Annotated in this window: 15 protein-coding genes, 2 pseudogenes and 1 riboswitch; of the genes and pseudogenes, 12 read left to right on the forward strand and 5 right to left on the reverse strand. The window is 66.5% G+C overall.

Annotated features, from left to right (window positions below; translation table 11 throughout):
• Window positions 1-74 precede the first annotated feature (74 nt).
• From istB to THIMADRAFT_RS25675, 3 genes and pseudogenes are all read left to right on the forward strand, one after another.
• Window positions 75-833 carry an IS21-like element helper ATPase IstB gene (gene istB / locus THIMADRAFT_RS10900; RefSeq protein ID WP_007193086.1) on the forward strand — a complete coding sequence of 253 codons (759 nt, stop codon included), beginning with the start codon at window positions 75-77 and terminating at the stop codon, window positions 831-833.
• Window positions 834-1,021: 188 nt separating this feature from the next.
• A pseudogene (locus tag THIMADRAFT_RS10905) lies at window positions 1,022-2,326 on the forward strand (IS1634 family transposase); the annotation flags it as partial.
• A 117-nt stretch (window positions 2,327-2,443) separates the two neighbouring features.
• Window positions 2,444-2,886 (forward strand): annotated as a pseudogene (locus THIMADRAFT_RS25675) (tyrosine-type recombinase/integrase); the annotation flags it as partial.
• Window positions 2,887-3,542: 656 nt separating this feature from the next.
• Here the strand turns inward: THIMADRAFT_RS25675 and THIMADRAFT_RS27105 are convergent.
• The 5 genes from THIMADRAFT_RS27105 to THIMADRAFT_RS10935 all read right to left on the reverse strand — a co-directional run bounded on the left by THIMADRAFT_RS27105 (window position 3,543) and on the right by THIMADRAFT_RS10935 (window position 9,185).
• Complete coding sequence (locus THIMADRAFT_RS27105; RefSeq protein ID WP_007193089.1) at window positions 3,543-4,517, reverse strand: VanZ family protein; 975 nt, start codon at window positions 4,515-4,517, stop codon at window positions 3,543-3,545.
• 135 nt (window positions 4,518-4,652) lie between these two features.
• The gene (locus THIMADRAFT_RS10920; protein WP_139052803.1) at window positions 4,653-5,921 is read right to left on the reverse strand and encodes a hypothetical protein; all 1,269 of its coding nucleotides are present in this window, start codon (window positions 5,919-5,921) and stop codon (window positions 4,653-4,655) included.
• 8 nt (window positions 5,922-5,929) lie between these two features.
• Window positions 5,930-6,403 carry a thioredoxin family protein gene (locus THIMADRAFT_RS10925; protein ID WP_007193091.1) on the reverse strand — a complete coding sequence of 158 codons (474 nt, stop codon included), beginning with the start codon at window positions 6,401-6,403 and terminating at the stop codon, window positions 5,930-5,932.
• Window positions 6,404-6,539: 136 nt separating this feature from the next.
• Window positions 6,540-7,985 (reverse strand): TrkH family potassium uptake protein, encoded by a 1,446-nt coding sequence (locus THIMADRAFT_RS10930; RefSeq protein WP_007193092.1) that lies wholly within the window; start codon window positions 7,983-7,985, stop codon window positions 6,540-6,542.
• An 87-nt stretch (window positions 7,986-8,072) separates the two neighbouring features.
• A complete protein-coding gene (locus tag THIMADRAFT_RS10935) occupies window positions 8,073-9,185 on the reverse strand; it encodes a glycosyltransferase (RefSeq protein ID WP_007193093.1) in 1,113 nt (370 codons plus the stop codon).
• A 387-nt stretch (window positions 9,186-9,572) separates the two neighbouring features.
• On the opposite strand from THIMADRAFT_RS10935, the gene THIMADRAFT_RS10940 reads away from it, so the two are divergent.
• The 9 genes from THIMADRAFT_RS10940 (at window position 9,573) to THIMADRAFT_RS10980 (ending at window position 18,172) form a co-directional block, all read left to right on the forward strand.
• On the forward strand, window positions 9,573-10,160 hold the full coding sequence (locus THIMADRAFT_RS10940; protein WP_007193094.1) for a DJ-1/PfpI family protein: 588 nt from the start codon (window positions 9,573-9,575) through the stop codon (window positions 10,158-10,160).
• A complete protein-coding gene (locus tag THIMADRAFT_RS10945; protein ID WP_007193095.1) occupies window positions 10,160-10,645 on the forward strand; it encodes a gamma-glutamylcyclotransferase family protein in 486 nt (161 codons plus the stop codon). Before THIMADRAFT_RS10940 ends, THIMADRAFT_RS10945 begins: the two co-directional genes overlap by 1 nt.
• Before the next feature lie 58 nt (window positions 10,646-10,703).
• On the forward strand, window positions 10,704-11,165 hold the full coding sequence (locus THIMADRAFT_RS10950) for an OsmC family protein (protein WP_007193096.1): 462 nt from the start codon (window positions 10,704-10,706) through the stop codon (window positions 11,163-11,165).
• Between the two features lie 7 nt (window positions 11,166-11,172).
• Entirely contained in the window at window positions 11,173-11,928 is a 756-nt protein-coding gene (locus tag THIMADRAFT_RS10955) for a hypothetical protein (protein WP_007193097.1), read from the forward strand.
• Between the two features lie 14 nt (window positions 11,929-11,942).
• Window positions 11,943-13,769: a RyR domain-containing protein gene (locus THIMADRAFT_RS10960; RefSeq protein WP_007193098.1), complete on the forward strand. Its 1,827-nt coding sequence runs from the start codon at window positions 11,943-11,945 to the stop codon at window positions 13,767-13,769.
• A gap of 394 nt (window positions 13,770-14,163) precedes the next feature.
• Window positions 14,164-14,338: riboswitch (guanidine-I (ykkC/yxkD leader) on the forward strand.
• 59 nt (window positions 14,339-14,397) lie between these two features.
• Window positions 14,398-15,489 (forward strand): putative urea ABC transporter substrate-binding protein, encoded by a 1,092-nt coding sequence (locus THIMADRAFT_RS10965; RefSeq protein ID WP_007193099.1) that lies wholly within the window; start codon window positions 14,398-14,400, stop codon window positions 15,487-15,489.
• Between the two features lie 278 nt (window positions 15,490-15,767).
• A complete protein-coding gene (locus tag THIMADRAFT_RS10970) occupies window positions 15,768-16,592 on the forward strand; it encodes an ABC transporter permease (protein ID WP_007193100.1) in 825 nt (274 codons plus the stop codon).
• Window positions 16,589-17,356, forward strand: coding sequence for an ABC transporter ATP-binding protein (locus THIMADRAFT_RS10975; protein WP_007193101.1), 768 nt, complete (start codon window positions 16,589-16,591; stop codon window positions 17,354-17,356). Before THIMADRAFT_RS10970 ends, THIMADRAFT_RS10975 begins: the two co-directional genes overlap by 4 nt.
• Window positions 17,357-17,434: 78 nt before the next feature.
• Window positions 17,435-18,172 carry an urea amidolyase associated protein UAAP1 gene (locus THIMADRAFT_RS10980; RefSeq protein ID WP_007193102.1) on the forward strand — a complete coding sequence of 246 codons (738 nt, stop codon included), beginning with the start codon at window positions 17,435-17,437 and terminating at the stop codon, window positions 18,170-18,172.
• Window positions 18,173-18,182: the final 10 nt, after the last annotated feature.

Consider the following 18,182-nt stretch of genomic DNA (forward strand, 5'->3'; position numbering starts at 1 on the left):
GGATCTACCCGCTGCCCACGACCACCTGCGTGGTCCGGGCTATTTCCACTAAACCTCACTCGGAGTCAGACCCCATGTTGCATCATCCCACCCTGGACAAGCTCCAACAGCTGCGCCTCGTCGGCATGTCCACCGCCCTGCGCGAGCAGCTCGATCTTCCCGAGATCCACACCCTGGGCTTCGAGGAGCGCCTCGGCCTGCTCGTGGACCGGGAGCTGACCACGCGCGAGGATCGCCGCCTGCAGACCCGTCTGCGCCAGGCCAAACTCAAGCACAGCGCCTGCCTGGAAGACCTCGACTACAGCACGCCGCGCGGTCTGGATCGCGGCCTCGTCACCCAACTGGCCACCGGCCAATGGATCCGCGAGGGGCTCAATTGCCTGGTCCTCGGCCCGACCGGCGTCGGGAAGACGTGGCTGGCGTGCGCACTGGCCCAGCAGGCGTGCCGACAGGGTTTCACCACGCGCTATCTGCGCGCCCCGCGCCTGTTCGAGGAACTGCGCCTCGCCCACGCCGACGGCGGCTTCCCCAAGCTCATGCGCAGCTTCGCCAAGACCGATCTGCTGCTGCTCGACGACTGGGGGCTCATGGGGCTGGACGCCGAGGCCCGGCGCGACCTGCTCGAGCTGCTCGACGACCGCCACGGCCAGCGCGCCACGCTCATCACCAGCCAGCTGCCCCTCGAGCATTGGCACGACCTGATCGGGGATCCCACCCTCGCCGATGCGATCCTCGACCGACTGGTCCACAACGCCTACCGGATCACCCTCAAAGGCGAGTCGATGCGCAAACGCCACGCCCGGACGTTGACGCCGAGCGTACCCGCCGAGTAACAATGACACGCCTGCGTCGCTTCGCTCCGACTGCCCCGGCCGAATGGCCGTGGAACGGGTGGCCGAATGCCGGTGGAATCGCCGGCCGGATGTTGGTGGAACAGGTGGCCGAATGGCGTGGAATGCGCAAGAAACACCTCCGCACGTTCACTCCGGCCACATGGCTACAGATTCAGGTCGGCGCTGACACCCGGCGCTGGTTGGTCGAGACCAGCGGGTTGGGCGAGTTGCTGGACGTCGACTTCGAGGCCATGAACCTGATGCGGTTCTATCGCGCCTCCGATGCCCTGCTGCGCCACCGTGCCGCCATCGAGCAGACGCTGTTCGCCCGGGTCAGTGAATTCTTCGGGTTGGACTGGACGGTCACGCTCTACGATCTGACCAACACCTTCTTCGAAGGCGAGGCGGCGGCCAATCCCCGGGCCAAGCACGGCCATTCCAAGGAGAAACGCAGCGACTGCCCGCTCGTAACCCTGGGCCTGGTCCTCGACAGCAGCGGCTTTGTGCGCCGCTCCGAGGTCTTCGACGGCAACGTGGTCGAAGGCACGACCCTGGAGGGCATGCTCCACGGGTTGGGCGCCCCCGCGGGCGCCCTGGTGGTGATGGACCGCGGCATCGCCACCGAGGAGAACGTGGTGTGGCTGCGCGCGCAGGGCTATCGCTATCTGGTGGTGAGCCGGGAGCGGCAACGCCAATTCGATGCGGACGCGGCGATCGCGATCCAGACCGCCGGCGGGGATCCCATCGCCGTGCAGCGCGTCCTCGACGCCGAGGGCGAGGAGGTTCGCCTCTACTGTTACTCCGAGCGCCGGGCACACAAGGAAGAAGGCATCGCCGAGCGGTTCTGCACCCGTTTCGAGGTGGCCCTGCAGGCCCTGCACGAGGGACTGGCGCGCCCGCGCACCACCAAGCGCATCGCCAAGCTGTGGGAACGTATCGGGCGGTTGAAGGAGAAGAGTCACGGCGTTGCGCAGCATTACACCATCACCATCGAGCCGGACGCCGGCGGGGTCAATGCCCAAGCCATCCGCTGGGAACGCCGACCGGTCGACGGCACCTTGGTCACGCACCCCGGGGTCTATTGCCTGCGCACCAACGAGCTGGCATGGGACTCGGAGCAGTTGTGGCGGACCTACGTCATGCTCACCGACCTGGAGGCGGTGTTCCGCTCCTTAAAATCGGAGTTGGGTCTGCGTCCGGTTTACCATCAGACGGCGGAACGCGCCGAGGGACACCTGTTCATCACCGTGCTGGCCTATCAGTTCGTCCAGGTCATCCGCCGGCGCCTGCAGGCGCACGGCATCACCGACCGGTGGTCCAGTCTGCGTGCGATCCTCGCCGGCCAATGCCGGGTGACCGCCACCTTCCGCCGTCCCGACGGGCGTGCCCTGCATGTGCGCAAGGCCACCCAACCGGAACCGGCGCAGCTGGCGATCATCCGGGCCCTCGGCAGCGACCCCACCCCGGGAGGTGTGCATAAAATGATTGTTTGATCCCTCATCCCGAAGAATGGCATGTTTGTAGTGCCACTCGCCCACTTCGTTCGGCGTAAGCCAATGAAAGGAAAGGGAGCTTTGGGTGGGGTGTTAAACTTAGGCTAGACTCTGCTGGAGCTGGGAGACTTCGCGCGGGCCAAGCGGCCGCGACGGCTGCCGGTGGTGCTGAGCCGCGGCGAGGTCGCCCGCCTGTTGGAACAGCTCGACGGCATGCCGCATCTGATGACCGCCTTGCTCTACGGCACCGGCATGCGTCTGATGGAATGCGTTCGGCTCCGGGTTCAGGATGTGGATTTCCAGTATCACCAGATTGTCGTCCGGGACGGAAAGGGCCAGAAGGACCGCGTGGTTCCCTTGCCGAAGCGGTTGGAGCAGCCGTTGACGGCTGCCATTCGCTGAGGCCCTCCTTTGCGACGCATTTGCTCGAGAGCGGCTACGACATCCGCACCGTTCAGGAGCTGCTCGGTCACGCGGATGTGTCGACGACCATGATCTACACCCATGTCCTCAATCGCGGTGGGCAGGGCGTGCTGAGTCCGCTGGATGGCCTGTTGTAGCGCTCGCTATCGGCCGCCTGCGTTGGATCTCTGCGGCTTTGCTCATCACGCCGGCCGCCGTGGGCGTGCCGGAGCGAAGTTCACCGAACCCGGCGACGGCGCTGGTGGACTGCGCTGCGCTTGTCCACCCTACGGCGCGAGATCATCGCAGTGGCCGGTTTTGTGATCGCCGCCACCCTGCGGTCCGCGTGCTTCTCTGGGCAGGGCGAGAAAGTGTTCACGATCTCGTCCATGGCACTGCCGGTATGGGCTTATGAAGAGGCGGTCGGGGCTGTTCGCGCGAATGATGCCTGGTGCGATCGTTGGAGAGCAGCGGCGGTGGACGCCGGGATTCGCGCTTCTTCATCCCGGCCCGGGTGCTTTCGGAATCGAGGGCGGTTTTGGACTCGGGCGTCCGGCTCGTTGCGAATCGTAGCGCTCAAACCGCTACAATCCCATTCGCTTGAAGTCTCTGTGCGAGCTTGATCAGCTTCTCATCGAATCGGGATCGTCATTGGCGACGATCCGCACGACGACGTTGGTATCGACCGCGAGCATGTGTTTCGCTGACTCCCCGGGCGATTGCCTCTTCTATATCATCCAAAGCGACAAAGCGACAAAGAGCCACCTCGATGGTGCCCGTGCTCGACGCTTCCGGGCCGACGGGGGATTTGCAATCAGGCGCTTGCGCCGCTCCGAATTGCCATCCGTGCGAGCGCGGCGCCGACCCCGGCACCGAGGGTATTGAGGACGAGATCGGTGACCGAGGGGTGGCGGGGCAGCAGGATTTGCAGGGTTTCGATCGAGAGGCTCAAGGCCGCTCCGAGGAGCATGATGTGCAGGATGGAGAGGCGGCGTCCGAAGAAGAGCATGAGCAGGGCGCCGAAGGGGATGAATCCGAAGAAATTGATGTAGATGTCCGGGGTTTTGTAATACGGCCGGTCATGATGCAGATTCCAGAAGTCCACGTGCCTGATCTCCCACCAGCCTCCGGGGAGCTGGATCTCGACCGGATCCAGAACATCGATGGTGCGGCCGTCGATCTCGACCGACGCGGCGCGGATCTCGCCCGTCCAAGCCCGCCCGTAGGGCAGCTCGTTGCCCATCGCCAGCGCGTACTCGGGATTCCATTCGGGGAAGGGCGATCCGGATAGCGCCTGCTCGACACGGGTCTTGCCGTCGACCGTCACGGTCAGTCGATCGGGCTCGATCCGCACGCGGATCGCGTGCCAGGCGGCGTCGCGGAAGAGGCCGGCGACCTGCAGGGCTGGCGTGCCGTTGGCGTCCGATCCCGGGCGGCGGACGCGGATGACGAGATCCTCGCCCTCCTGTCCGAGTGTGAGGTTGCGATCCGAAACACCGTCGGAGATGGTGAAGAGACGGGCGGGTCCGCGTTGGTCGGGATCGTCGGTACGCGCAACGAGCCGTATCTCGATCCGGCTCGTGTCGTTTAGGCGGCTCAACCATTCCGGAGCGCCGGGGGTGCATGCGATGCCGACCCCTGAGAACGACAAGCCCCCGTCGGCCGTGCGTTCGGCCTGATTCACGACATGTTTCGGGGGCTCGAAGGTGAAGGGGTACAGACCCACTGCCCAGTAGCCGAGCAGAAAGGGAATGAGGATCAGGATCTTGATCGGGCCGCGGGTGGGCATGTGGTGCGTGTCCTTGCGGGTCTTGTTCGGTGATTTCCGGGAGAGGATTTAGGGGAGAGGATTTAGGGGCAGGTCTAGGCGGTCGGGCTGTTCATTGACGCAAATCCGTGTAGGTCGAGTTGCGTGGCTCCGGCCTCAGTTTGCATGCCTCCCGAAGCGGTATTGGATGCGTGTCGGTCCGCCTTTGGTCTCGCGTGTCACCCAGGCGGCGTGCAGGTTGCCGGCGTCGTCCAGGGCGATGGACGGATGGCCCTGCTCCTGGGGACCGGAAGCCCCCGGAAGCTGCAGATCCTCGCTCCAGGTGCCGTCGGCATACCGGCTCAGGAGGATGTCGCCCTGTCCTTCGCGCTCGTCGGTCCAGGCGACAACCACCGTTCCATCGGGATGCCCCGCGGCGCTGACGTGCCATTGTGCGGACAGCTCGCCGAAATCGTCCTGCACCCGCTCGTTCGGGCCGAATCCGTTTGGTCCGAGGTGCGCGGCATAGACGTCGTAGCCGTGACGGAAGTTGCGCTTGTCCTCCCAGGCGGCGAGCAGGCGATCGTCACCGTAGGGTGCGATCGCAACCCGTGCGACGCCGTGACCCGCGCCGTAGGGCATCTCGGGGCCTGGCGGGTCCTCGCTGATGCGCGCCGGCGGAGCGAAACGGCACGGCTGACCGGGTGCGCTTGTCGTGGCCATGATGATGGTGTGACCCGGGCGGCGGTACTCCCAGGCGACGACCAGCCGCTCGCCGACCTGCGCGGCGGTCGGAAAGAGTTGGTCCGCCACCGGGGCGGCGGTGTCCGCCGGACAGCGGGTGTCCACCTTCAGACCGAGCGGGCCGTCGCGGCCGAGCGTCGCCGTCAGGATGTGTCCGACGCCGGTCTGCCGATCGGACCAGACTGCGACGAGAACCCCGTCGGTGCCGTCGAGGCTGGCCTGTGCTCCTTCGGGACTCAGCTCCACGGGCGGTCCGAGGCCCTCCGGGGTCGCGAGCCGCACGAGGATCCGGCCGTCCTCCTCCCAGGCAACGGCGAAGCGGCCATCGGGCAGGGCCGCGACAGCGGGCTCGAAGGCCTCGCCGTCGCCGCTGATCTGGATCGCGGAGTCGAAGACGGCCGTATTCGGATCCTTCAGCGCCAGGTAGGCGCGCGGGGTTCCCGCGTGCTCGTCGTCCCACACCACGGCGAGCGTCCCTCGGGAGACGGCCAGGCTGCGGCGTCCGGCGGACGACATCCGGTGGAAGACGCCCGCCGAGGCACCGATGACCTCGATCGGCGGCTCGTCGAAGCTCCAGGGCTGCGCCGCGATCGATGCCGAGGCCGTCGCCCATGTCAGAGCGGCAACGAGCGCCCGGGTCAGGAAGGCGCGCACCGGATGCCCGGTGCAACGGATCGGGAAACGGCTCACGAAACGGCTCACGAAACGGCTCACGAGGCACCTGCGATGGCCAGTGCCTCTTGGATCTTGGCGTCGGCCTCGAGCAGATCCTCGATCCGCTGCACGCCGACCAGACGCAGGACCGTCTCGCCGTCCGGCGTCATGAACGAAAAGACGGGTGTCACGAAGGCGTCGTAGCGGGTCCCGAGCTCGCGCTCGGTGATGCGCTCGCCAATCGGCAGGCGCAGGCGCTCGCCGCCCTCGGCGTCGACATAGGCGAGCGCGTAATGCGCGGAGTAGCGTTCGTGCACCTGCGTGTCGGAGAAGGCCTCCTTGTTGGTCTTCTCGCAATAACCGCAGCCGTACCGGCCGAAGTAGACGAACAGCGGTTTGCCTTCGTCCCGCGCCTGTTGCATGGCCTGGTCGAAGGGCTTGAAGGCGTAGCCGTCCGGCGCCTCGGCGTGGGCTGCGGCGCCGCAGAGCAGGAGAAGGCCGAGGAGGGTCGATCGAGTGAATCGGGCCATGGGTTCAAGCTCCCGCGCGTGGGACGAATAGGGGTTGCGTGCCGGCACCTTATCAAAAGCCGGCGCGAACCGGCAGCCGGGGTTGGTCGGTCGTTCAGGCCATCTTGGCACGCGGCGAGTCGCGATGATCCGGCGCTCAACGCCGCCAAAAGGCCGGCGAGAGGATCACCAGGATGGTCAGGATCTCCAGCCGCCCGAGCAGCATGGCGACGACGCCGAGCAGCTTTCCGGTATCGCTCACCGTTTGGAAGGTGAGTGCGACCTCGCCGAGGCCCGGACCGAGATTGTTCAGACAGGTGGCGACGGCGCTGAAGGCATCCAGCGGGGCGAGCCCTGCGTGGATCATCAAGAGTGTCAAGGTCGCGACCGCGAAGGTATAGAGTGCGAAAAAGCCCCAGACCGAACGTGCGAGGCGGGGGTCGACGATACGTCGGCCCAACCGCAACGGCAGGATGGCGTGCGGATGGATGAGCTGACGCACCTCCTGCGCGCCCTGCTTGACCATCAGCAGGACACGCAGCACCTTCATGCCGCCGGCGGTCGAGCCGCCGCACCCGCCGACGAAGCTGATGTAGATGAGCAGGAGGGGCAGGAAATCGGGCCAGTGGGCGAAGTCGACGGTCCCGAACCCGGTGCTGGTGACGATGGAGACCACCTCGAATGCGGCGTCGCGCAGGCTGGCATGCACCTGATCATAGGGGCCTTCCACGTAGAGGATCAGACCGACCAGCAGAACCATGCCGAGGACGAAGCCGAGGAAGGTCCTGGCTTCGGTGTCGCGCAGATAGTGCAACGGATTGCGATCGAGCCAGACCAGGTAGTGGACGCCGAAGTTGATCGCGGCCAGGAGCATGAAGACCACGGCGACCGCCTCGACGGCGGGGCTTGCGAAATGGCCCATGCTGGCGTCGTGGGTGGAGAAGCCGCCGGTGGAGACCGTCGACAGGCTGTGGGAGACGGCGTCGAAGGGGGTCATCCCCGCAAGCCAGTAGCCGCCGGCGCAGGCCAGGGTGAGGGTGAAGTAGATCATCCAGAGCGCACGAGCGGTTTGGGTCAGGCGCGGGGTCAGCTTCTCCTCTTTGAGCGGCCCGGGCGCCTCGGCCCGGTAGAGCTGCATCCCGCCGATGCCCAGCATGGGCATGACCGCTACCCCGAGCACGATGAGTCCCATCCCGCCGAACCACTGGAGCTGCTGGCGGTAGAAGAGCAGCGAGCGCGGCATGCTGTCCAGGCCGGCGATCACGGTCGCGCCGGTGGTGGTGATGCCGGAGGTGGATTCGAACAGGGCATCGACCGGCGAGAGACCGAAGCCGTTCATCAGGGGCCAAGCCCCCAGGATACTCAGCAGGACCCAGAAGAGGGCCACGACCAGATAACCGTCGCCGACGCTCAGCTCGCGTGCGTGGCGTCGACCGATCAGCCAGAGGAAGGCGCCGCCGGCGAGCGAGCCGACCATCGGCCAGAGGAAGTGCACGACCTCCGCCTCCCGATACCACAGACCCACCAGGACCGGACCGACTAAGGTGACGCCGAAGATCAGCGCATAGATGCCGACGATCCGACCCACCAGGACCAGGTTCATGGGTGCTCCCGAGCGCCAGCTCGGATTCCGGCACGCGTGTGGATCCCGCGCCGTACGGCGTTCGCCGACGGAGCCGGACGTGCAGACTCAGCGGGAGACACCGAGCACCTCCAGATAGCGCTCGGCGCTGCGTTCCTGCGTGTATTCACAGACCGCGCAGCGCAGCGCATCGGGAGGCAGCGGGTGCTCCAGGGTGCGCTGCATGGCATCGGCGAGCGCATCGACATCCCCGACGGGCACCAGCGGCCCGTAGCGTCCGCCGTCCAGGAGCTCGAACGGACCGCTCGGGCAATCGGTCGAGACGACCGGGACGCCGAGCGCCATGGCCTCGGTCAGGACGTTCGGCGAGCCCTCCCATGCGGACGACAGCACGAAGAGACGGGCACGCGCGAGATAGGCATACGGATTGTCTTGAAAACCGAGCAGCGCGACGCGGTCGCTTAAACCGAGCTCGCTGATCATCGTCTCCAGCTTGGATCGGCCGCCGCCCTCGCCGAGGATCCCGAGCCTGTAGCCCGCCGCGCGCGGCAATCGGGCGAAGGCCCGGAGCAGGGTCGGAAAATCCTTTTGACGCTGCAGGCGTCCTGCGCCCAGGATGACAGGCGGCTCGCCCGGTGCAAGCCAGGGGTGCGGGCAGGGCTCGGCGGCAAGGCGGTTGAGTTCGGGCGTGATCACCGGATTGCGGATCACGCTGATCCGCGCGCTCGGCAGGCGGGCGATCCGGGCGGTGTCCTGCGCGACGCCCTCGGAGACGGCCACGATGTGATCGATCCGCGGGTAGAGCAGACGGATCGGGGTATAGCGCAGCCAGCGTTCGGCTCCGGACCTTTCGGCCATCGCCGCGGAGAGGTGTGTGCCGAGACGCATCACCAGGCGGGTCTGGGTGCCGGCCAGCGCGCGTGCCAGCACAGCAGCCCGGCCGGCGCGATCCTTTGCCGCCAGCAGGGCCGCGGGGCGACGACGCCGCAGATAGCGCGCGAGCGGCGGGGCGGCGAGCGCGCTGTGGCGCGTACCCAATTCAATTCGGTTGACCTCCGCCGGGAGCCGTGCCAAATGCGGGCCGGAGGCACGCATCAGGACCAGATCCACGGGCTGCCCCAGGTCGAGGACGCCGCGGATGAGGTTCACGAGCATGCGCTCGACCCCGCCGGCACCCGAGAAGGATGCGAAGACGGCGATGGGGGGCTTGGTGTTCGGCATGCAGGTCTCTTGCGCAGGATGATGTCGGCCCGTTCGGGCGCCGACCAAGTGGGCCGGAACGGGTTGATCGGGGGTGGCCTTTCGGTCGGGGTCGGGGCGCATGGTGAAAGAGGCATTGTAGGGTGGAGGCCGGTAGGGTGGACAAGCGCAGCGCAGTCCACCAAAGCCGGCGCAGGACTCGGTGGACTGCGCTGCGCTTGTCCACCCTACGGCGCTTGTCCACCCTACGGCGCTTGTCCACCTTACGGCGCTTGTGCACCCTACGGGTCGGTCTGATGAATGACGCCGACTTCGCGCAAATCGGCACGGGGCCCCGGCGATCGTCGCCTTGCACGGGTGTTATAGTTTGGCGTCTGCACGAGCTTTGATCACAACGAGGACAGAATCATGGCGGTGAAGAAGATCCTGATGCTGGTCGGCGATTATGTCGAGGACTACGAGGCGATGGTACCGCTTCAGATCCTGCAGATGGTGGGCCACAATGTCCGTACGGTCTGTCCGGACAAGAAGCCCGGGGACTGGGTGCGCACCGCGATCCACGATTTCGAAGGCGACCAAACCTACAGCGAGAAGCCGGGGCACCGCTTCGCGATCACTGCCGACTTCGACGCCGTCGATCCGGCCAAGTACGACGCGCTGGTCATCCCGGGAGGTCGCGCCCCGGAATATCTTCGCTTGGATCCGCGTGTGATCGAATTGGTCCGCCACTTCGCGGCCGGCGGCAAACCGATTGCCTCGATCTGTCACGGTCAACAGATTCTCGCCGCCGCCGGGATTCTCGAAGGCAAACGCTGCACAGCCTACCCGGCCGTTCGTCCCGAGGTGGAGCGTGCGGGCGGTACCTGGTGCGAGGTCAACGAGACCGTCTCCAACGCCTATACCGACGGAAATCTGGTGACCGCCCCGGCGTGGCCGGCCCATCCGGAGTGGATGCGCAAGTTCCTCGATGTGCTGGGCACCCGCATCGAGACCTGATGAAACAGCGCGTCTTTGTTTACGGAACCCTGCTGCGTGGAGAGGTCAATCACCACCTGCTGGCGCCGGCGGAGTATCTCGGGGCGCACCGCACGGCGGCGTGCTTCTCGCTCTATCTCCTCCGGGCCTATCCGGGCGCGGTGCGTGGCGGAGGAACCGCGATCCACGGCGAGGTCTACGGTGTGGACCGCGCCGGTCTGCGCCGGCTCGATCGGCTCGAGGACTATCCCACGCTTTACGACCGCCAGCTTCTGGCGACGCCCTACGGACGGGCCTGGATCTATCTCTTTCGCGGATCCGTGCGGGACCGTCCGCTGATCCCCGGGGGCGACTGGCGGACCTTCGCGACGGATCCGGACTCCATCCGGGCCGCCGGCGTGCGTCGCGCGCGGGATCCGAAGACCCGCGGCCCCTTGATAGGCGCGACGAGCCGCGAGACGGTTGCGCGGTCGGGTGATTCGGAGCCGGTCTGCGCGTCCGTTTGAATTCAGAGCCCCGGGAAGGGTTCGAAAATCAGTCATACAACTCGTTGGAGCAAGCCCGATGTCCGAAGAAGGCCGTTTCAAGATCCATCTCGAGCAGCAGGAAGGCTTTCAGATCAATGTCGCCTTTGACTGGAAGCGCGCCGCGGATCTGCTCATGGACGAGCCGCCCCCGTTGGGCGAGCAAAAGGGACCGAACGCCTCGCGTCTGCTTGCAGCCGCGGCGGCCAACTGTCTGAGCGCGAGTCTGCTCTATTGCGTCTTCAAGGAGGAGCCGCCGGATAACTGTTTGCGTGCCGAGGCGGTCTGCGTGATGGTCCGCAACGAAAAGAAGCGGCTGCGCGTCGGTCGAATGGAGATCACCTTGATCCTCGCGGAGGCCGTGACCGCCTCCCCGCGATTCGCGCGTTGCAAGGATCTCTTCGAGGACTTCTGCGTGGTCTCGGCCAGCATCCGCCAGGGTATCCCGATGCGCGTGACACTTCGGGACGAAGCGGGCAACGTCCTGCACGAGACGGAATAGGGTTCCGTTGGACGCGACGAGCAACGCCGCCGGTCTCGCGCCTTTGGTGTGGATCTCGCATCCGCATGGACGCCCCGAGCCGGGCGAGCTCGACGCCGCCCTGGCTGCCGTGGGCTTGAGTGACCCGATGCCCGTTCTGGTCTTGGTCGGCGGTGCCGCGAATCTGTCCGAGGGTGTGGCGCCCGCGCTGCTGAGACTCTTCGAGCTGCTGGCGCCGCAGCTCGACGCGCTCGGCGCCGCCGTCATCGACGGGGGCACCGCGTTCGGCGTCATGGCGCTGATGGGACGGGCGCGCCGCTGCACCGGTGCGCGTTTCCCGCTGATCGGGATCGCGCCGCAAGGTGCCGTGACGATCGACACGGGCGAGCCGAATCCGCTCGCCCGCGAGGACGGCAGGGTGCGGCTGGATCCCGAGCACACCCATTTCATGTTGGTGCCGGGCGAGGGTTGGGGCGACGAGTCGCCTTGGCTCAGCGCGGTGGCCGACCGTCTTGCCCGCGGGCGCGGGACGTTGATGCTGGTCGCGGCCGGCGGGGCCATCACCCGTCTGGATGTGGCGCACCGCCTGCTTACGGGCGGCCGCGTCCTGGTGCTCGCCGGCAGCGGCGGCACGGCGGACCGTTTTGCCGACTGGCGTCGCGATGGCCGTAGCCTTCCCGATGTCGATCTCGCAGAGGCCGGGCGCGGCCTGCTCGAGGTGTTGGACTTGGCGGATGCGCAAGAGACGCTGCCCGCGTTGGTCGAGCAGTCCCTCGCACGCTGAGGATGCGTGACGGGATGCCTTTTGCCTTCGGCGCGCTTTCCATCTTGGTCTGCGGCCCCGGGGCGCTCGCGGATCTGGTCGTCGAGGGCCTGCGCCTGGAGGGCCGCAAGGCCCTGCGGATCGATGCACAGCGCTTGGAGACCCTCGATCCGAAACGGATTCGAACCCTCATCCTGGCCGATCCCCCCGACGCGTCGGCGCTGGTCGAAGCCATCGCGGCCCGTGTCGAGCCGTGCGGACGGCCGAGGCGGCGAGCGACCCAACGCCTGATCCTCATGCACGGGCAGGATCCGCCACCGCCGCTTCCCGTCCCGGACCCGAACGGTTCCCTGCGGCTGGAGACCTTCGCGATCCGCGATCGCGCCGCACGCGCCCTGCTGAACCGCTGGCCGTTGCACATTGGCATGGACCCGGGCTTCGGCCAGCGCCCTCATCTGCTCATCGCCGGCTTTGCCGATCCGGCTCAGGCGATCCTGGTGCATGCCCTGCGCCTGATCCAGTACGGGACCGGCCGGCCGCGCATCAGTGTCGTCTGCGCGGACAGCGATGCGGTCGGGGCCGCGTTCCTGGGCGCATTTCCGCAGGCACCCGAGGTCGCGGACATCCGATTCGGCCCGATCGAGGACACCCCGAGCCTGCTGCGCGAGGCATGTTCGAAGGAGACACACGCATCCAGCGTAACGCCGACCGATGCCGTGCCCGTCACACTTGCCGTTGTTTGTCTCCCGGACGCGGCCGGGGAGGGTGTCGATGCCGTTCGGCAGCTCGTGCGCGACATCGCAGACATCCAGGGTGCTTCGCCCCCGATCCTGTTCGAGATCGGTCTGCCGCTCGATGTCGGGACTGCAACGGCAAGGGGTCGGATCGAGGATTGGGACGGCCAGGTCATCCCGGTCTCCTATCTCCGCGAGGCCTGCCGCCCGGCGGTGTTGCTCGACGGTCGCGGCGACGAGGTCGCTCGAACCATTCACGATCACTATCGCGACAGCATCGCCGCGCAAGGCCGCGATCCGGATGGCGAGCCCGCGGGTCAGCCCTGGGAGCTGCTGGCGACCTCCTATCGCCAGGCCAATCGTCACCAGGCCGATCATGTCTGGGCCAAGCTGGCCGTGACCGACGCCCGGGCGGTGCCCGAGGAGATGGTCGACTCCTTCGTCCTGACGCCCTTGGAGGTCGAGCGACTCGCCGTCATCGAGCATGAGCGCTGGGCGGCGGATCGTCATCTCGACGGCTGGAGCTACGCACCCGTGCGCGACAACCGGCTCAAGCACCACCCCCAGCTCATCCCCTACGCCGATCTGTCCGAGCCGATGAAGGACCTGGATCGTTTCGCCGTGCGCGGTTTGCCGACCCTGCTCGCGCGTCAGGGACTCGGGATCCTGCGCTTGCTCATCGTCGGTATCCCGCAGCCCGCCGTGGGCTGTCCGGGCGGCATGCGGTTGCGGCGGCTCGCCGACCAGGCGCTGGACCGACTGGTCGCGCGTTACCCGGATCGCGCCCTCGTCCTGGCCTCGACCCTGATCGATCGGCGCTCGCGCGAGCTGGTGCGCGAAGCGATGGATCGCGAGCAGGGCGTAGGGCTCTTTCTGCTGCTTCCGCGCCCATTGGGGCATGTCCTCGCCGAGATGCCTGATCCTGACGACCGACGCGATTTCTTGACGCTCGCGGCGCGGGCCGAACGCAGGATCGGCCTGAAGGGCGAGACCGAGCTGACGACCTGGCTCGCGGAACGTGCGGATATCAGTCTGATCCTCGGCGATCGGATCCCGGCAGGCGCCGTCGAGAAGCGGGTTCGACTGGATCCGGCGGGGGCGGGTCTCGACTGGAATTTCGAGTATTGACGGATCGACGGCCTCCCGGTGTGTCCGTGCGGCCGCACCGGAATTGGGCGTCGATGGCTCGGAATGCGCCCGTGCTGTGCAAAAGCCGGGGCTGGATGGACGCTCGCCGGGATGCCGGTGACTTAAATGCGCCGCCGCAGCGGTAAGCGACCGTTCGAAAACAACCTCCGTCGATGCGCTCTTGCCGTCCCTGGTCATCACCCGCCGATGGGCGGAAGTGCGTCCAAACAAGGCAGTCGACTCTCCCCCTCCCCTTGCGGGAGGGGGCCGGGGGGAGGGGGCAGGCAGGCTACCGGCAGCGTGACTTGCCGTCGCTGGTACATGATTTGCGTATCGGTACAGGAGGAGAACCTGCGGATGCGTCTTTCGCCCCGCAGATCACGCGACAATTCGGCGAATAGGTGGCTAGGGTTCCGATCCGCTGACCGCGGGTGTCTGGTCCGAGAGCTGCCGACCTGATCCGCCGATCCGTCCGAACACCTTCCCGAGCCGGCTCGATCCGGTCTTCGAACAGGTTCAGGACGCATCGACCGGGGCAGGTTACACGGCGGGATAAAAGCCCGGGAGATCACCTGCATGCAGGTTCTCCCGCGTTCCGTTTCGTAACCTGACCTCGGGAGAGCCTGCCATGATCTTCACCCCGTCAAACCGTCTCAAGAGCCGCGTCGGCCGCGTCCTCGTGCCGGCCGTCCTCCTGCTCGCGGCCTTGTCCATCTCCGGCAACGCGCTGGCCAAGGATCAGTTCCGCATCGCCTGGAGCATCTATGTCGGCTGGATGCCCTGGGACTATGCCGCCCAGTCCGGCATCGTGAAGAAATGGGCGGACAAGTACGGCATCGAGATCGAGGTCGTGCAGATCAACGACTATGTCGAGTCGATCAACCAATACACCGCCGGGGCCTTCGACGGCTGCGTGATGACCAACATGGACGCGCTGACCATACCGGCGGCGGGCGGCGTGGACTCCACGGCGCTCATCGTCGGCGACTTCTCCAACGGCAACGACGCCGTGATCCTCCGCGACGAGACCGAGCTCGCCGAGATCGCCGACCAGAAGGTCAACCTGGTCGAGCTCTCCGTCTCGCATTATCTCTTGGCACGCGCGCTGGCGAGTGTGGGACTGACCGAGCGCGCCGTCACCGTCGTCAACACTTCCGATGCCGATATGGTCTCGGCCTTCGCCTCCGGCGGCCCCACCGCCGTCGTCACCTGGAACCCCCTGGTTTCCGAGATCCTGGCCATGCCGAACACCGCCAAGGTGTTCGACTCGAGCCAAATCCCCGGCGAGATCATCGACCTCATGGTCGTCAACACCGAGACCCTCGAAGCCAACCCGGCGCTCGGCAAGGCACTGGTCGGCGCTTGGTACGAGACCATGTCGATCATGTCCAAGGACGACGAGGCCGGCCGCGCCGCGCGCACCGCGATGGGCAAGGCATCCGGTACGGATCTGGCCGGCTACGACGCCCAGCTCGCCAGCACCAAGATGTTCTTCGAGCCGGCCGAGGCCGTCGCCTTCGCCAAGAGCGAGCAGCTGCCGCTCACCATGGAGGAAGTGGCGAGCTTCTCCTTCGACCACGGCCTGCTCGGCGAGGGTGCGCCGAATCCGGGTTTCATCGGCGTCGCCTTCCCGGGCGAACGCTACTTCGGCGACCCCGGCAATCTCAAGCTGCGTTTCGATGCGGGATTCATGCAGATGGCGGCGGACGGGGCGCTGTGAGCTGAGAGCCTCCAGCAATCAGCCGTTCGGCGGTCGGTTGTGCCGAGCCGTGCGAGGCACAACCAAGCGTCGGCGCAAGTTGCGCTTCCTATCGTCAGCGCAACCTACGGGTGCTGTAAATCGGGTGAACAAGCGCGGTAGGGTGGACAAGCGTCGTAGGGTGGACAAGCGCAGCGCAGTCCACCAGCGCCGGCGCCGATTTCGGTGGACTTCGCTCTCGCTCGTCCACCCTACCAACTGATTGCCGACAGCGCATCGCCCCCAACCCAGGACCACCGATGAAACGACTCATCAACCAACGCCCCGGCCCGGTCTCGACCGCGGCACTCGCGCTCCTGCCCTTCGTGGTCCTGGCGCTGGTCTACCTGCTCGCCTCGGATGCGCGGCTGGCGGAGAACCCGAACGACAAGTTGTTGCCGTCGTTCACGACGCTCGCCGAGTCTTTCGTTCGACTGACCAGCGTGCCGAGCCAGCGCACCGGCGAGATCTTGCTGTGGCAGGACACGGGTGCGAGTCTGCGCAGGCTCGCGCAAGGTGTGGGGATCAGCGCGGCGATCGGGCTGATACTGGGTGTCGCGCTGGGCGCCATCCCGCTGATTCGGTCCGGGTTTGCGCCCTTTGTCGCGGTGCTGTCGCTGATCCCGCCGATGGCCGTGCTGCCGGTCCTCTTCATCGTCTTCGGGCTCGGCGAGGTTTCCAAGGTCGTGCTCATCATCGTCGGCATCACGCCTTTCATCGTGCGCGATCTGCAGCAAAGGGTGCAGGAGCTGCCGCGCGAGCTGATCATCAAGGCGCAGACCCTCGGCGCGAACAGTTGGCAGATCGTCCTGCGGGTCATCCTGCCGCAGGTCGTTCCCCGACTGATCGATGCGGTTCGGCTCTCGCTCGGCACCGCCTGGCTCTTCCTGATCTCGGCCGAGGCGATCGCGGCCACCGAGGGGCTCGGTTATCGCATCTTCCTGGTGCGCCGTTACCTCGCGATGGACGTGATCCTGCCCTACGTGGTCTGGATCACGATCCTGGCCTACCTGACCGACTTCCTCCTGAAGCAGATCTCGCGCCGGGCCTTCCCCTGGTACCACAACGGGGAGCCGGGCCGATGACACCGAGGATCCGCTTCGAGAATGTCTGGATGACCTACGGCGATCAGGTCGTGTTGGAGCGACTCAATCTGACCGTGGCGCCGGGCGAGTTCTGCACCATCGTGGGTGCGTCGGGCTGCGGGAAGACCACGCTGCTGCGCCTGTTGCTCGGCGAGGAGACGCCGAGCCGCGGGCGGATCCTGCTCGACGGCGAGCCTCTGCCCGCGGAGCCGGGGCCGGATCGCGGAATCGTCTTTCAGCGTTACTCGGTGTTCCCGCATCTCTCCGTTCTCGGCAATGTCTTGCTTGGATTGGAGCTGCGCGCCGCACCGGTGACGGGTCGACTCTTCGGGGGCGCCCGTCGCAACGCGCGGGACGAGGCGGTCGCGATGTTGGAGGCAGTCGGTCTCGGGCAATCGCTGGGCAAGTACCCGACCCAGCTCTCCGGAGGCATGCAACAGCGTCTCGCGCTCGCCCAGTCGCTCGTGATGCACCCGCGCATCCTGCTGCTCGACGAGCCGTTCGGTGCGCTCGACCCGGGGATCCGCCGAGACATGCACGAGCTGGTCCTGCGGCTCTGGCGCGAGAACAACCTGACCGTCTTCATGGTCACCCACGACATCCGCGAAGGCTTCTACCTTGGAACTCGCCTGCTGGTCTTCGACAAGCTGCGCTACGACCCGGATGCGCCTCAAGCCTACGGCGCCGGCATCACCTACGACCTGCCGATCGGCCAGGCGGATCCGGGAACGCTGGCGGAGGTTTTGGCGGGGGGTAAAAGGTGAACGGTAAAAGGTGAAAGGTGCAGGGAAAGGTGGAAGGTGGAAGGCTCCACCAATTCGATCATTCGAGGAGAGCAGAACGTGACCCATGAGACCCTAGACCCCTCGCGGATCGTCCACACCGAGCTGCTGCCCGGTGCGCGCAACTGGTCCTTCATCATTCGCCGTGGTTTCGCGCTGCGCCTGAGCGATCGGCGCGGCGGGGCCAACTGCTCGGCGCTCTTCTACAACGCGCACGAGAAGCTCGAGCGCTACAACATGGCCGATACGCTCAAGGCCCAGCACACGGCCTTCTTGACCGCGGGTCATGTGTGCTACTCCGACATGGGTCGGATCCTGGTCTCGATCACGGAGGATACCTGCGGCTGGCACGATACATTCTGCGGGGTGAGCGATGCCGCCTTGGTGCGCGAGCGTTTCGGCGAGGCCCGTTATCAAGAGGCGCGCAACGCCTTCCTGCGCAACGGCCGCGAGCTCTTCCTGATCGAGCTCGGCAAGTGGGGTCTCGGGCGTCGCGATCTGGTTCCCAACGTCAACTTCTTCAGCAAGGTTGCGGTTGACGAGGCCGGCCTGATGCGCTTCGAGCCCGATCACTCCAAGCCGGGCGATCATGTCGACCTGCGCGCCGAGATGGACACACTCGTCGTGATCAACACCTGTCCGCATCCGCTCGACCCAGCAGACGGGTGGTCGCCCAAGCCGGTCGACTTGACCATTTATCGCGCCGATCCCGCCGCCGAGGATGATCTTTGCCGGACCTCTTGTGCCGAGAACGGCCGCGGCTTCGCCAACACCGCCATCTATCACTGCCAGCTCTGAGGGTACCGGC

Source organism: Thiocapsa marina 5811 (assembly GCF_000223985.1).
Taxonomy (GTDB): domain Bacteria; phylum Pseudomonadota; class Gammaproteobacteria; order Chromatiales; family Chromatiaceae; genus Thiocapsa; species Thiocapsa marina.

What these genes read in the sequence shown, in the direction of transcription:
- istB (WP_007193086.1), top strand. Translation starts at nt 75, where the DNA reads ATGTTGCATCATCCCACCCTGGACAAGCTCCAACAGCTGCGCCTCGTC.
- THIMADRAFT_RS27105 (WP_007193089.1), bottom strand. Translation starts at nt 4,517, where the DNA reads ATGCCCACCCGCGGCCCGATCAAGATCCTGATCCTCATTCCCTTTCTG.
- THIMADRAFT_RS10925 (WP_007193091.1), bottom strand. Translation starts at nt 6,403, where the DNA reads ATGGCCCGATTCACTCGATCGACCCTCCTCGGCCTTCTCCTGCTCTGC.
- THIMADRAFT_RS10930 (WP_007193092.1), bottom strand. Translation starts at nt 7,985, where the DNA reads ATGAACCTGGTCCTGGTGGGTCGGATCGTCGGCATCTATGCGCTGATC.
- THIMADRAFT_RS10935 (WP_007193093.1), bottom strand. Translation starts at nt 9,185, where the DNA reads ATGCCGAACACCAAGCCCCCCATCGCCGTCTTCGCATCCTTCTCGGGT.
- THIMADRAFT_RS10940 (WP_007193094.1), top strand. Translation starts at nt 9,573, where the DNA reads ATGGCGGTGAAGAAGATCCTGATGCTGGTCGGCGATTATGTCGAGGAC.
- THIMADRAFT_RS10945 (WP_007193095.1), top strand. Translation starts at nt 10,160, where the DNA reads ATGAAACAGCGCGTCTTTGTTTACGGAACCCTGCTGCGTGGAGAGGTC.
- THIMADRAFT_RS10950 (WP_007193096.1), top strand. Translation starts at nt 10,704, where the DNA reads ATGTCCGAAGAAGGCCGTTTCAAGATCCATCTCGAGCAGCAGGAAGGC.
- THIMADRAFT_RS10960 (WP_007193098.1), top strand. Translation starts at nt 11,943, where the DNA reads ATGCCTTTTGCCTTCGGCGCGCTTTCCATCTTGGTCTGCGGCCCCGGG.
- THIMADRAFT_RS10965 (WP_007193099.1), top strand. Translation starts at nt 14,398, where the DNA reads ATGATCTTCACCCCGTCAAACCGTCTCAAGAGCCGCGTCGGCCGCGTC.
- THIMADRAFT_RS10970 (WP_007193100.1), top strand. Translation starts at nt 15,768, where the DNA reads ATGAAACGACTCATCAACCAACGCCCCGGCCCGGTCTCGACCGCGGCA.
- THIMADRAFT_RS10975 (WP_007193101.1), top strand. Translation starts at nt 16,589, where the DNA reads ATGACACCGAGGATCCGCTTCGAGAATGTCTGGATGACCTACGGCGAT.